Source organism: Nocardioides sp. NPDC127514, assembly GCF_040302125.1.
Lineage (GTDB): Bacteria > Actinomycetota > Actinomycetes > Propionibacteriales > Nocardioidaceae > Nocardioides.
Genome location: NZ_JBEORF010000013.1, coordinates 40873 through 53546 on the forward strand (window position 1 = coordinate 40873; position 12674 = coordinate 53546).

Genomic DNA, 12674 nt, shown 5'->3' on the forward strand with positions numbered 1-12674 from the left:
TGATCCTGGGTTCACCGCGCGATCTCTGATCATCGCTTCGGTTTTCGGCATGAGTGGTGTTGTCCGTGGTGGCGGCTACGGTCGTGTCCATGTCCTTCGTACCCGTCACCGGTCGTGCGGTCTTCCGCCCGGCGCAGCCGCCGCGGGACTCGGCCGTCGAGTTCGTGGACTCCCGGCGGTCGGTGTCGTTGCCAATGCGGGCCGCGCTGCCGGTCCTGAAGAAGGCGTACGCAGCCACTGACCTGCATCCTTCGGTCGCTCTGGTCGCGTCGGCAGCCCATCTCGGGCTCAGGTTCGTGGCGGCCGGGCAGCTGGAGCCGGCCGATGGTTCCTGGGCGGTCCGCTACACACCGGAGGACGAGGAGCGGGTGCGCCTGCTGGCCTCGTCGCGCGCCTATGAGGATCTGGACGACGAGGCGGCCGAGCTGCTGGTGCGAGAGATCGTGGCCGCGGTCGCGGACGCGGTACCGACCTCGGCACCGAAGGCCTCCGGGTCGAATGCGTTCCGGGAGTCCTTGCAGACCCGGTTGTCGCGCTATCGGACCGACGAGGGGCCGGTGACGGCCTCGTTGCCGTCGTTGGTGCGGCTCTCGTTCCGGGTCGAGGCGCCGGAGGAGGACCTGCTCATCGGGTCGCTGACGTTGGTGCCGCAGGTGCACGACGAGGCCGACCCGCTGCACGTGGCCGATGCCGCCCGACTGTGGGACGAGGCCGACGACCACGGGTTCGGCCCCCGGGCGCGTACGCATGCGCAGGTCGCTCTCCGCGGCGCCGCGGAGGCATGGCCCGTGCTCGACAGGCTGCTCGACCTGCCGGTGCCCTCGTCCCTGACCCTGGCCAGCGATGAGGTCGTCGGCCTGCTCGAGGACGGGGTCGAGTGGCTCAAGGAGCGCGGTGTCGATGTCCTCTGGCCGCGCTCGCTGTCCCGGGACCTGACGACGTCGGTGGCGGTGGACCGGGTGGCGTCCTCATCGACCGACGCGCGCGAGGACCTGATGCGCGAGTCGCCGCTCGGGGAGAAGGGCCTCTTCGCCTTCCAGTGGCAGCTGGCACTCGGCGGTGAGCCGCTCGATGCCGCCGAGATGGACTCCCTGGCCGCGGCCGCGGGTCCGGTGCTGCGGCTGAGAGGGGCCTGGGCGGTCGTCCATCCTTCGGTTCTCCGACGTGCGCGCAAGCGGCTGCTCAAGCGGATCAGCGGCGGGGAGGCGCTGGCCGTCGCCCTGACCGGTCAGGTGCCGAAGGAGGTCGCCGAGGCGGCACCGGGCGAGCAGGTGATCATCGGGGCCTCGATCGCGCGCCTTCGCGACGAGGTGATCGCGGCGACCTCGGGGCCTGCTGTCGACGTGCCGGCCGAGCTGCAGGCCACCATGCGTGGCTATCAGGTCGAGGGGCTGACCTGGTTGGCCGGGATCACATCGCTCGGGCTCGGTGGCTGTCTGGCTGACGACATGGGGCTCGGGAAGACCCTGATGACGATCGCGCTCCACCTCCACCGTCAGAAGGAGCATTCGGGGCCGACCCTGGTGGTCTGCCCGGCGAGCCTGCTGGGCAACTGGGAGGCCGAGCTCGCCCGGTTCGCTCCCGAGGTGGAGGTGCGCCGCCACCACGGCGCCGAGCGCGACGTCGAGGGTGCGAGCGGGGTGGTGCTGACGACGTACGGCACGATGCGGCGCGACACCGAGCTGCTCTCGGCGGTGTCCTGGGGGCTCGTCGTCGCCGATGAGGCGCAGCACGTGAAGAACGCTGCCTCCGCGACCGCGAAGGCGCTCCGCGAGATCCCGTCGCACGCCCGGGTCGCGCTGACCGGAACTCCGGTGGAGAACAACCTGACCGAGCTGTGGGCGCTGCTCGACTGGTGCGTGCCGGGTCTGCTCGGGAGTCGGCTGGCCTTCCGCCGCGCCTGGGCGAGCCAGATCGAGGCCGGTGCCGACGTCGGGAAGGCGAAGGAGTTCGCCTCGCTGGTCGGCCCGTTCATGCTGCGCCGCCGCAAGTCGGACCCCGGGGTCGCTCCCGAGCTCCCGCCCAAGACCGAGACCGATCACCTGCTGTCGCTGACGCGGGAGCAGACGGTGCTCTACGAGGCCTACGTACGCGACGCGATGGCCCGGATCGAACGGCTCGACGCCGATGACCCGCAGCGTCGCGGGCTGGTGCTCAGCCTGCTCACCGGGCTCAAGCAGATCTGCAACCACCCGGCTCAGTTCCTCAAGCAGGAAGGCGGGCGGATCACGGGGAGGTCGCAGAAGATCGACCTCCTCGACGAGCTGGTCTCGACCGTGCTCGCCGAGTCGGGGGCCGTCCTGATCTTCACGCAGTACGTCGCGATGGCGCGTCTCCTCGAGGCCCACTGGGCCGCCGCCGGCGTCACCCACCAGTTCCTGCACGGCGGCACCCCGGTGGCGGAACGCTCCCGCATGGTCGAGCGCTTCCAGGACGGCGAGGTGCCGGTCTTCCTGCTCTCGCTCAAGGCCGGAGGTGTCGGGCTCAACCTGACCCGCGCCGACCACGTGATCCACGTCGACCGCTGGTGGAACCCCGCCGTCGAGGACCAGGCCACCGACCGGGCTCACCGCATCGGCCAGACGCGCACGGTCCAGGTGCACCGGCTCATCACCCAAGGCACCGTCGAGGAGCGCGTCGCGGAGCTGCTGCAGCGTAAACGGGTCCTCGCCGACGCGGTCCTCGGAGGTGGCGAGGCGGCCTTCACCGAGCTGTCCAACGCCGAGCTCCGTGAGCTGGTCAAGCTCGGTCCCCAGAAGCGCCGAAGACGTCGCCGGATCGCCTCATGAGCAAGGCTTTGACCTTCGCCCGCGAGCCGCACCGGCGCGGGATGGTGCGGGTCGAGTCGTGGTGGGGCCGAGCGTTCCTGCGGGCGATCGAGGAGCTGGCGTACGACGACAACCAGCTCTCCGGCGCTCGGTCGCTCGCCCGCTCGGGGCGCATCGGCGGCCTGGTCGTCGAGCCCGGCAGGTTTGCCGCCGCCGTCGACGACGAGCGCGGACTGTGGACCGTGACCGGCACGGTGCCGGTGCTGGGCGCGGAGTCCGTCGCCGCGCTCCTGGAGGTCCTCGGTGCCGCGTCCGCGCGGGCCGAGGCGCTGCTGGCCGGCGAGCTGCCGCTGGACGTGGCCGAGCACGCCGAGGAGGCCGGGGTCGAGCTGGTTCCCTATGGCGAGGAGCTCGCGGTGACCTGCACGTGCGGGCACTGGCACGCGGTGTGCGGCCACTCGCTCGCGGTGCTGCACCAGCTCTGCTGGATCGTCGACCGCGACGCGTCCACGCTGCTTCATCTGCGTGGGGCGGAGCGCGACGAGCTGCTGGCGGGCCTGCGACAGCGGCTGCGTCAGGAGCGGCCGGCAGGGCCGGCGGCGGTCGACGTCGCTGCGCCCGGCGAGTCGACCCGCGACCAGGTCGACGACGTCGAGATCGCGCTCGACGCGGTGCTCCGAGCACGCCACCTGCTCGAGGAGTGAGATGCCTCCGGAGCTCACGCGATAACCTCATGCAATGACCTCGGCCCCGACGAAGACCAGGCGCGAGCAGATCCTGGACACCGCGGCCGAGCTCTTCGCGGCCCGCGGCTTCCACGGAGTCTCCGTCTCCGAGCTCGGCGCTGCCTGCGGCATCTCCGGCCCGGCGCTCTACAAGCACTTCCCGAGCAAGGACGCGATGCTCGCCGAGATGCTCGTCTCGATCTCCCAGGAGCTGCTCCGCGAAGGACGCGTCCGGGTGAAGGGCGCGTCGAGCACCAATGAGGCCATCGAGGCGCTGATCGACTGGCACGTCGACTTCGCACTGCGCGACCGGGCCCTGATCGTCGTTCAAGAGCGCGACTGGGAGTCGCTCCCGCACGAGGCGCGCGAGCAGGTGCGCACCCTGCAGCGGAAGTACGTCGACCTCTGGGCCGACCAGCTCCGCGACCGCAACCCGGCGCTGGCTCTCGACAGCGCCCGCGCGATGGCCCACGCCGTATTCGGCCTCATCAACTCCACCCCTCACAACCGGGTCCTCCCCGAGGAGGCGACCCGCGCCGTGCTCACCAAGATGGCCCGCGGAGCCCTCGCGGAGTAGCCGCCGAGTCGTCCCGGCGCGGGTGACTTCGGTGTGGGGCTTGTCACCCGAGGTTAATGAACGTTAACCTCGGTCCATGGCGTCGAATCTGCGCGAGCTGACGCTCGAGCTGCGAGAGCGGCTCGAGCGCGTACGGCAAGGGGGGAGCGAGCGCTCCCGGCAACGGCACACCGACCGCGGGAAGCTGCTCCCGCGCGACCGGGTGGACGGTCTCCTCGACCCCGGGTCACCGTTCCTGGAGGTGAGTCCGCTGGCGGCGTACGGGATGTACGACGACGGCGACGAGTGGGCGGTGCCGTCGGCGGGGGTGGTCGCCGGGATCGGCCTCGTCGCCGGCCGCAAATGCATGATCGTGGCCAACGACGCGACCGTGAAGGGTGGCACCTACTACCCGCTGACGGTCAAGAAGCACCTGCGAGCGCAGACGATCGCGGCCGAGAACAACCTCCCGTGCATCTACCTCGTCGACTCCGGCGGCGCGTTCCTGCCGAAGCAGGACGAGGTCTTCCCCGACCGCGAGCACTTCGGGCGGATCTTCTTCAACCAGGCCAACATGTCCGCGCGCGGGATCCCGCAGATCGCCTCCGTGATGGGCTCGTGCACCGCCGGTGGCGCCTACGTGCCGGCGATGAGCGACGAGACCGTAATCGTGCGCGACCAGGGCACGATCTTCCTCGGCGGGCCGCCGCTGGTGAAGGCGGCCACGGGCGAGGAGGTCACCGCGGAGGAGCTCGGTGGCGGGCTCGTCCACGCGACGAAGTCGGGCGTCGTCGACCACCTGGCCGACGACGACAAGCACGCGCTCGAGATCGTCCGCGGGATCGTCTCGACCCTGCCTGAGCAGAAGACGCGGACGACGACGTACGACGAGCCGGTCGAGTCTCCCGAGACCCTTGCCGACGTGGTGCCCGCCGACACGAAGACCCCCTATGACGTACGCGAGGTGATTCGCCGCATCGTCGACGGGTCCAAGCTGCAGGAGTTCAAGGCGCTCTACGGCGAGACGCTGGTCTGCGGCTTCGCCCACATCGAGGGGCAGCCGGTCGGCATCGTCGCCAACAACGGCATCCTCTTCTCCGAGTCGGCGCTCAAGGGCGCCCACTTCGTGGAGCTGTGCAACCAGCGCGGCATCCCGCTGGTGTTCCTGCAGAACATCACCGGGTTCATGGTCGGCAAGGAGTACGAGAACAAGGGCATCGCCCGCGACGGCGCCAAGCTCGTCACCGCCGTCGCCTGTTCCGTGGTCCCGAAGTTCACCGTCGTCATCGGCGGGTCCTACGGCGCCGGCAACTACGGCATGTGCGGTCGTGCGTACGACCCGAGATTCCTGTGGATGTGGCCCAACGCGCGGATCTCGGTCATGGGCGGCGAGCAGGCCGCATCGGTGCTCGCGACGGTCGCCGGCAAGCCGGACGACGAGGAGTTCAAGGCGCCGATCCGGGACCAGTACGAGACCCAGGGCTCTCCCTACTACGCCACCGCGCGCCTGTGGGATGACGGCATCATCGACCCCGCCGACACCCGACGGGTGCTGGCGATGGGTCTCGCGGTGGCGGCGAACGCGCCGACCCCCGAGCCCCGCTACGGAATCTTCAGGATGTGACTGGGATGTTTGAGTCTGGGATGTTCGAGAGTGTTCTGGTCGCCAACCGCGGTGAGATCGCGCGACGCGTCTTCCGCACATGTCGTGAGCTGGGGATCCGGACGGTCGCGATCTACACCGCGCTCGACGCGGACGCGCCCCACGTACGCGACGCCGACGAGGCCGTCGAGGTCGCGTCCTACCTCGACGCGGACGCGGTGGTCGCGGCCGCTGCCTCGGCAGACGCCGCGGCGATCCATCCGGGCTACGGCTTCCTCTCCGAGCGGGCCGAGTTCGCACGCGCGGTGGCGAAGGCAGGGCTGACCTGGGTCGGTCCGACGCCCGAGGTGATCGAGCAGATGGGCCGCAAGGACGCGGCCCGGGAGATCGCGGTCGCCGCCGGCGTACCTGTGGTTCCGCGGGGCGAGGACAGCCCCTACCCGCTGCTGGTCAAGGCCGCGGCGGGTGGTGGCGGCAAGGGCATGCGCATCGTCCGCTCGCCCGAGGAGCTGGACGAGGCTCGAGCCGCGGCCGCCCGCGAGGCGCTGAGCGCGTTCGGCGACGAGACTCTCCTGATCGAGAAGTACGTCGAACGCGGCCGCCACATCGAGGTGCAGGTCTTCGGCGACACCCACGGCAACGTCATCCACCTCTTCGAGCGTGACTGCTCCGTCCAGCGCCGCCATCAGAAGGTGATCGAGGAGGCGCCCGCCCCGACGCTCACCGACGAGCAGCGGAACCTGGTCCTGACCAGCGCCGTCGCGCTCGCTCGCCAGGTCGACTACACCGGCGCCGGGACGGTCGAGTTCCTTCTGGACGAGGCGTCCGGCGAGGCGTACTTCCTGGAGATGAACACCCGTCTCCAGGTCGAGCACCCGGTCACCGAGGAGGCGGTCCGCATCGACGGGGCCGCGGCCGACCTCGTCGCGCTCCAGCTCCGGGTCGCTGCCGGTGAGCCGCTGGGCATCGCCCAGGACGACGTACGCATCGACGGTCACGCCATCGAGGTCCGGGTCTACGCGGAGGACGCCTTCGAGGGCTTCCTGCCGCAGGCCGGCCGCACCTCGATCGTGCGCTGGCCGGCCGGTGCACGGGTCGAGCACGCGCTCGAGAGCGAGCAGGTCGTCTCGACCGCCTATGACCCGATGCTGGCCAAGATCATCGTGCGCGGCGCCGACCGCGAGGAAGCCCGTACGGCGATGGTCCAGGCCCTCGACGCGACCGCCGTCCTCGGCCTGACCACCAACACCGGCTTCCTGCGCGTACTGGCCGCCTCCGACGCCTTCCGTGACGCGGAGATCGACACCGCCTGGCTCGACCGCAACGAGGTGCCCGCCCCCGACCCCGAGGTCCCGCGTGCTCTTGTCGCCTGGGTCAGCGCGATGCTGTCGGCGGCGTCGGACACAACCACGCCGTTCCGCGCCGACGGCTGGCGCCTCGCCGGCTCACCGGCGCCGACCATCGTCGACCTCGACCGCAGCGTCACCGTCGACCGCCCCTCCGGCCGCGTGGACACCCACCTCGTCCGGCAGATCAGCGCCGCCGGCCACGTCCTCGTGGCCATCGTCGACGGCGTACGTCACTGGGCGGCCATCAACGTCCAGCCCGGCCTCGCCGAGATCGTCCACCAAGGACACCGCTTCGACTTCTCCCCGCCCGACCGCGTCGCCGGCGCCGCCGCCCACCACAGCGACGGTGCGGTCGAGGCCAAGATGCCCGGCACGGTCATCGACGTACGCGTCCAGGTCGGCGACCAGGTCGGGGAGGGCCAGGTCCTCGGGGTCATGGAGGCGATGAAGATGGAGGTCTCCCTCAAGGCCCCGTTCGCCGGCACCGTCACCGTCGTCGGTGCGTCAGCGGGATCCCAGGTCCCCCTCGGCTCCGAGCTGTTCGTGGTGGAGCCGACCGATGACTGATCTCCCCGCAGTCGTACGCCACGACAACCTGCCCAGCAGGGTCACGATCTACGAGGTCGGTGCGCGTGATGGCCTCCAGAACGAGAAGACGGCGATCGACACCGGCATCAAGGCCGACCTGATCACCCGTCTTCTGGATGCCGGGCTGAGTCCGGTGGAGGCGACGAGCTTCGTGCACCCGAAGTGGGTGCCGCAGCTGGCGGACGCGAAACAGCTGATGGAAGAGCTGGTCGACCGCCTCGGCGACAGGGCGCGAGAGCTCCCGGTGCTGGTCCCCAACGAGAAGGGCCTCGACCGGGCCCTCGAGCTCGGGCTAAAGCACATCGCGATCTTCGGCAGCGCGACGGAGACGTTCGCCACCAAGAACCTCAACCAGACCTTCGACGGCCAGTGGGCGATGTTCGAGCCGACGATGAGCCGCGCGAAGGCCGAGGGCATGACCGTCCGCGGCTACCTCAGCATGTGCTTCGGCGACCCCTGGGAGGGCCAGGTCGATATCGCGAAGGTGGTCGAGGCGGGCAAGCGGCTCCTGGATCTCGGTGCCGACGAGCTCAGCCTCGGGGACACGATCGGCGTTGCGACCGCCGGCCATGTGAAGGCTCTGATCCAGGCGTTCGAGGAAGAAGGCGTCACGACCGATCGGCTCGCGCTGCACTTCCACGACACGTACGGCCAGGCCCTGGCCAACACCCTCGCCGGCCTCCAGTCCGGGGTGACGACCTACGACGCCAGCGCTGGTGGCCTGGGCGGCTGCCCCTATGCCAGGTCAGCCACCGGCAACCTGGCCACCGAGGACCTGCTCTGGATGCTTAAGGGCCTGGGGATCGAGCACGGTGTCGATCTCGACAAGGTCGCCGACACGAGCAGCTGGCTCGCCGGACACCTCGGCAGGCCGAGTCCCTCGGCCGTCGTACGTGCCTTGCGGTCCTAGCTGGAGACACGCCCTAGACTGCATCCAAGAGTGACGGCCGGGTGACAAAAGACGGACCGCCGCGACAATCTCTACTAACTTGGTGCAGAATAGCGGGATCATGGCGCGCAAAGTCTTCCTCCACGTCGGCGCTCCGAAGACGGGCACGACGTACCTCCAGGACAGGTTGTTCCACAACCGGGTGTCCCTGGAGAAGCATGGCGTCTTCTACCCGGTCGGCGGCCAGCCCGACTTCTTCCGGCCGGCGCTCGACCTGATCGACCGTCCATGGGGCGGGATGAGGAAGACCGTCCACGGCGAATGGGACGCGCTGGTCAAACGGGTGCGCCGCGACGAGTCCGAGACGATCCTGATCAGTCACCACCTCTTCGCCGGTGCCCGGCCCGACCGGGTCGAGAAGGCGATGACCGACCTCGGCGAGGGCGGGCGCACCGAGGTGCACATCGTCTACACCGCCCGCGACATCGCGCGCGTGCTGGCGGCGGAGTGGCAGGACCAGGTGCAGCGCGAGCGCAAGGTCACCTTCGCGCGCTACCTCGAGCGGATGCAGACCGCGAAGCAGTCGCGCTCGGCCGCCTGGTTCTGGCGTACGCACGGCCTGCCCGACGTGCTCAGCCGATGGGGGCGCAACCTGCCGCCCGAGCGCGTGCACCTGGTCACCGTGCCGCACGACGGGGCGCCGAGCGAGGTGCTCTGGCGCCGGTTCTGCGAGGTGGTCGGGATCGAGGAGTCCTGGACCCCGATCGACAGCGACCGCCACAACCAGTCGCTCGGCCGCGCCGAGGCGACGCTGCTGCGCCGGCTCAACGCGCGGCTCGAGTCGCAGGAGCTCCCCCGCGAGGACTACCGCCACATGGTCACCGAGGTGATCGCCAAGCGCACCCTCGCCCACCGCGACGGTCGCGAACGGGTCACCATGCCGCCGACCGCCTTCGACTGGGCCGACCAGGTCGCCGACTCGTGGATCGAGTGGGCCGAGCTGGCCAAGGTCGACATCGCCGGCGACCTCGAAGACCTCCGCCCGCAGCGACCCGACGCCGACGTCGAGTGGATCGACCCGGACGCGCCGCGCACCAAGGACGTCGCCGACGCGGCGATCGACGCCCTGGTCGCGGTCGTCGTCGAGGCCGCGCGCACCGACCCGCCCCAGCGCCCTGTCGCCTCCCGCGCCGCCAGCCTGATGCGGCGGGTCAAGGGGCGACGCTCCTGATGCCAGCTGCACCCACCAGGGGTTGGGGTTGGGCCGCGCACCTGCGCGAGGGTGGTACGACTCCGTGGGCAGCCTGGTCCGAGCCCGCCACGCCCTTCACGACCGACCACCTGCCGGGTGCCGAGATGCTCGAGCTGCTGCGGCGGCTCAACGAGACGGGCCCGTCCGATCCTGATCGGGTCGATGCCCTGCTGCGTACCAGCCCGCCCGGCCGAGGCCGCCGCGACCTTCCGCTGCTCGGCGACACCGAGACGAGGACGTACGGCCCGCTGCCGGTCGATCCGGCGACGCTGTCGGCGCGAGAGCTGCTGAGGGCGGCGAGCGTGCTGCTCGCCGAGGACCTGCTCGCCACCGTGGAGACGGCGCCCACCCGGCGTCCGCGAAGGTGGTCGCGCCGACCCAAGAAATCCCAGCCTGAGCAGGAGAAGTTTCCCTATCGCCTGGTCGGTTCGCCGTGGCTCACGCTGCCCATCCGCGAGGAGCTGGAGCGACAGGGAAGGCTGCCCGGCGCCGACGGCTACACCGTCTACGTCCTCGGCGGCCCGCTGGACGAGGTCGCCGCCGGTGCGTGGAAGTTCCGCACCTTCACCAACCGGGTCAACCCCTGGCACATCTGGATCCGTGACGCGCAGTGGCGCGGCTGGCTCGGCCCGCGTGCCGATCTGCCCAGGATCGCCCGCTGGTGGGCCCGGCGGGTCGGGAAGGACCGCGTCGAGATCGTCACCGATCCCGCCCTGCTGCCCGGCCTGCTCGGCGTGGACAGCCTGCCCGGCCCCTGGCCGATCTCGGCCGAGGGCAACGAGGTCGCGCGCGTGATCGGGCAGGTTCTCAGCGTACGAACCGATCTCGAGACCCAGCGGAAGCTGCTGGTCGATCGGCTGCGACCGCGGTTGGAAAAGCTCGAACCGCTCGTTCCGGATGCCCGGCAGGTCGGCGTTCCCGCGGAAAGTTTGCCTTGGCTCGAAACACAGGCGCGGGCCCAACGTGATGCATTGGTCCGAGCCGGATACGCTCTCCACGGAGACCCTGACCGGCTGCTCCCTTCGGGGGCGGCGACCCAGGGTCCCGACGAGTGCCGGGCGTTGGCGCTCGCGTTGTCATTGCTGGCGGGGCGTTCCTAGAGGAGTAGAACGTTGGAGACTGGGCGGCGCGTGCTGCTTCATGTCGGCACCCCGAAGACGGGCACGTCCTATCTTCAAGACGTCCTCTTCCACAACCGGGAGTCCCTCGCTGAGCAGGGAGTCCACTACTTCGCCGACCGCTTCGACGCCCACTTCCTGGCGGCCCTCGACCTGATGGACCTGCCCTGGGGCGGCATCGAGGAGGAGGCGACCGGCGCCTGGGACGCACTCGCGGAGAAGGTGCGCTCGGTCGAGAACGGCACCGTGATCATCTCCCACGAGATCCTGGCGAGCGCGTCCTGGCAGCAGGCCAAGCACGCGCTGGACTCGCTGGGCGACTCCGAGATCCACATCATGCTCTCCGCGCGCGACCTGGCCCGGCAGATCCCGGCCGAGTGGCAGGAGAACGTCAAGCACCGCTCGGTCGTGACCTACGCCGAGTTCCTCGACGAGATCCGCGACCCCGCCCGCGAGGGCCGGATCGGATCGTGGTTCTGGGGTGTCCAAGAGCTGCCCGACATCCTCGACCGATGGACCCAGGGCATCGCGCCCGAGCGCGTCCACCTGATCACCGTCCCGCCGCCGGGGTCGTCCTCGTCGCTGCTGTGGGAGCGGTTCTCGACCGCCTTCGGCCTCGACGATCTCACCATCGACTTCGAGGGGATCGACCGCGGCAACCCGTCCCTCGGCGTGCCCGAGGCGGCGCTGCTCCGCGAGATCAACCTGGCCGTCGTGCCCGTGCTCGAGCCGGCCGACTACCGGCCTTTCGTACGCGAGTTCCTGGCCCACCGCACGCTGGCCAAGCGCCGCGACTCCGCCCGCCTGGCGCTCTCGCCCTCGATCCTGCCGTGGGTCGAGTCGCTCTCCGAGAGCTGGGTCAAGGCGCTCTCGGGACGCGGCTACGACGTCGTCGGTGGGCTGGAGGAGCTGCTGGTCCCCGCTGATCTGGCCGACAAGCCGTTCGTCGACCCGGACACCATCTCCGCGCGCGAGGTCCTCGACGCCGGTGTCGCCACCATCGACGCGCTCCTCCAGGAGGCCATCCGGCTGCGCAAGTCCGAGGCCCGGCTGGAGGACGAGGTCGGTGAGCTGCGCGCCGAGCTGGAGCACACCCGGTCGCTGGTGCCGAAGCAGCGGGCCCGCGAGGGTCTCGAGCGGCGCTGGTGGGGTCGCGCGATCCTGAAGGTCTACCGCGTCGTCCGTCGCTAGAGGATCGCCTCGAGCAGTCCCGCGGCCCGGGCGCGGTCGAAGACGTGCACCCGGTCCCAGGAGCCGTCGGCGTCACCGAAGGTCGCCGCGGTCAGGAGCCGGGGCTGGTCGTCGGTCCAGCGGTGCCAGTGGCGCTCGAAGGACTCGGTACGGACCATCCGGCCGCGCTCGTGCTGGCCGTCGATCGCCGCGACGCGCGGCACATCGATCATGACCAGCGACGTACGCCAGCCGCGGGCGTGGGCGATCCGCCCGAGCAGCTCGCGCCGGCCGGGCCGGGTGGCCGGGTCGTGGACGAGGAGCGTGGGGCGACCGGGGGTCGGGCCGAGCAGGACCAGGATCAGGGTTGCGATGGCGTGCCACAGGTGCACCAGCGGCCGGTACAGGCGGTAGGGCACCTCCGGCAGCCGTGCCGCGAGCCAGCGCCCCGGGGTCTCCGGGTCGAGGGCGCGTACGTCGGGACGCCGGTCGGCCACGTCGCGGATCAGCGTGCTCTTGCCGGCGCCGGGTACGCCGCCCAGGAGGAGCAGGTGAGGTCTCACCTCGACCCCGGCAGCGCGGGCTGGACTGATCGGGGCGTACGTCGTGTCGAGGGTCATCGACTGCTCCTCCCAAGCGGACACCAACAGTGTGGA

General features: G+C 70.6%; 10 protein-coding genes. 9 read left to right on the forward strand and 1 reads right to left on the reverse strand.

Features of this window, described 5'->3' with window-relative positions:
* The first annotated feature begins 89 nt into the window (after positions 1-89).
* From ABTX24_RS12070 to ABTX24_RS12110, 9 genes are all read left to right on the forward strand, one after another.
* Positions 90-2789, forward strand: coding sequence for a DEAD/DEAH box helicase (locus tag ABTX24_RS12070; RefSeq protein ID WP_350839840.1), 2700 nt, complete (start codon positions 90-92; stop codon positions 2787-2789).
* Entirely contained in the window at positions 2786-3472 is a 687-nt protein-coding gene (locus ABTX24_RS12075) for an SWIM zinc finger family protein (protein ID WP_350839842.1), read from the forward strand. The genes ABTX24_RS12070 and ABTX24_RS12075 overlap by 4 nt, the downstream gene beginning before the upstream one ends.
* 34 nt (positions 3473-3506) lie before the next feature.
* The gene (locus ABTX24_RS12080) at positions 3507-4070 is read left to right on the forward strand and encodes an SACE_7040 family transcriptional regulator (protein ID WP_350839844.1); all 564 of its coding nucleotides are present in this window, start codon (positions 3507-3509) and stop codon (positions 4068-4070) included.
* Between the two features lie 76 nt (positions 4071-4146).
* The gene (locus tag ABTX24_RS12085) at positions 4147-5673 is read left to right on the forward strand and encodes a carboxyl transferase domain-containing protein (protein ID WP_350839846.1); all 1527 of its coding nucleotides are present in this window, start codon (positions 4147-4149) and stop codon (positions 5671-5673) included.
* A gap of 20 nt (positions 5674-5693) precedes the next feature.
* Positions 5694-7568 carry an acetyl/propionyl/methylcrotonyl-CoA carboxylase subunit alpha gene (locus ABTX24_RS12090; protein WP_350839848.1) on the forward strand — a complete coding sequence of 625 codons (1875 nt, stop codon included), beginning with the start codon at positions 5694-5696 and terminating at the stop codon, positions 7566-7568.
* Positions 7561-8499, forward strand: a complete 939-nt coding sequence (locus ABTX24_RS12095; RefSeq protein ID WP_350839850.1) for a hydroxymethylglutaryl-CoA lyase — start codon at positions 7561-7563, stop codon at positions 8497-8499. Before ABTX24_RS12090 ends, ABTX24_RS12095 begins: the two co-directional genes overlap by 8 nt.
* Positions 8500-8599: 100 nt before the next feature.
* A complete protein-coding gene (locus ABTX24_RS12100; RefSeq protein WP_160025967.1) occupies positions 8600-9709 on the forward strand; it encodes a hypothetical protein in 1110 nt (369 codons plus the stop codon).
* Complete coding sequence (locus ABTX24_RS12105; protein ID WP_350839852.1) at positions 9709-10830, forward strand: hypothetical protein; 1122 nt, start codon at positions 9709-9711, stop codon at positions 10828-10830. Before ABTX24_RS12100 ends, ABTX24_RS12105 begins: the two co-directional genes overlap by 1 nt.
* 30 nt (positions 10831-10860) lie before the next feature.
* Positions 10861-12039 (forward strand): hypothetical protein, encoded by a 1179-nt coding sequence (locus ABTX24_RS12110; protein WP_350839854.1) that lies wholly within the window; start codon positions 10861-10863, stop codon positions 12037-12039.
* On the opposite strand, the gene ABTX24_RS12115 is transcribed toward ABTX24_RS12110, so the two are convergent.
* Positions 12036-12638, reverse strand: coding sequence for an AAA family ATPase (locus ABTX24_RS12115; RefSeq protein ID WP_350839856.1), 603 nt, complete (start codon positions 12636-12638; stop codon positions 12036-12038). The genes ABTX24_RS12110 and ABTX24_RS12115 overlap by 4 nt on opposite strands.
* Positions 12639-12674 lie beyond the last annotated feature (36 nt).

What these genes read in the sequence shown, in the direction of transcription:
- ABTX24_RS12070 (WP_350839840.1), top strand. Translation starts at nt 90, where the DNA reads ATGTCCTTCGTACCCGTCACCGGTCGTGCGGTCTTCCGCCCGGCGCAG.
- ABTX24_RS12075 (WP_350839842.1), top strand. Translation starts at nt 2,786, where the DNA reads ATGAGCAAGGCTTTGACCTTCGCCCGCGAGCCGCACCGGCGCGGGATG.
- ABTX24_RS12080 (WP_350839844.1), top strand. Translation starts at nt 3,507, where the DNA reads ATGACCTCGGCCCCGACGAAGACCAGGCGCGAGCAGATCCTGGACACC.
- ABTX24_RS12085 (WP_350839846.1), top strand. Translation starts at nt 4,147, where the DNA reads ATGGCGTCGAATCTGCGCGAGCTGACGCTCGAGCTGCGAGAGCGGCTC.
- ABTX24_RS12090 (WP_350839848.1), top strand. Translation starts at nt 5,694, where the DNA reads ATGTTCGAGAGTGTTCTGGTCGCCAACCGCGGTGAGATCGCGCGACGC.
- ABTX24_RS12095 (WP_350839850.1), top strand. Translation starts at nt 7,561, where the DNA reads ATGACTGATCTCCCCGCAGTCGTACGCCACGACAACCTGCCCAGCAGG.
- ABTX24_RS12100 (WP_160025967.1), top strand. Translation starts at nt 8,600, where the DNA reads ATGGCGCGCAAAGTCTTCCTCCACGTCGGCGCTCCGAAGACGGGCACG.
- ABTX24_RS12105 (WP_350839852.1), top strand. Translation starts at nt 9,709, where the DNA reads ATGCCAGCTGCACCCACCAGGGGTTGGGGTTGGGCCGCGCACCTGCGC.
- ABTX24_RS12115 (WP_350839856.1), bottom strand. Translation starts at nt 12,638, where the DNA reads ATGACCCTCGACACGACGTACGCCCCGATCAGTCCAGCCCGCGCTGCC.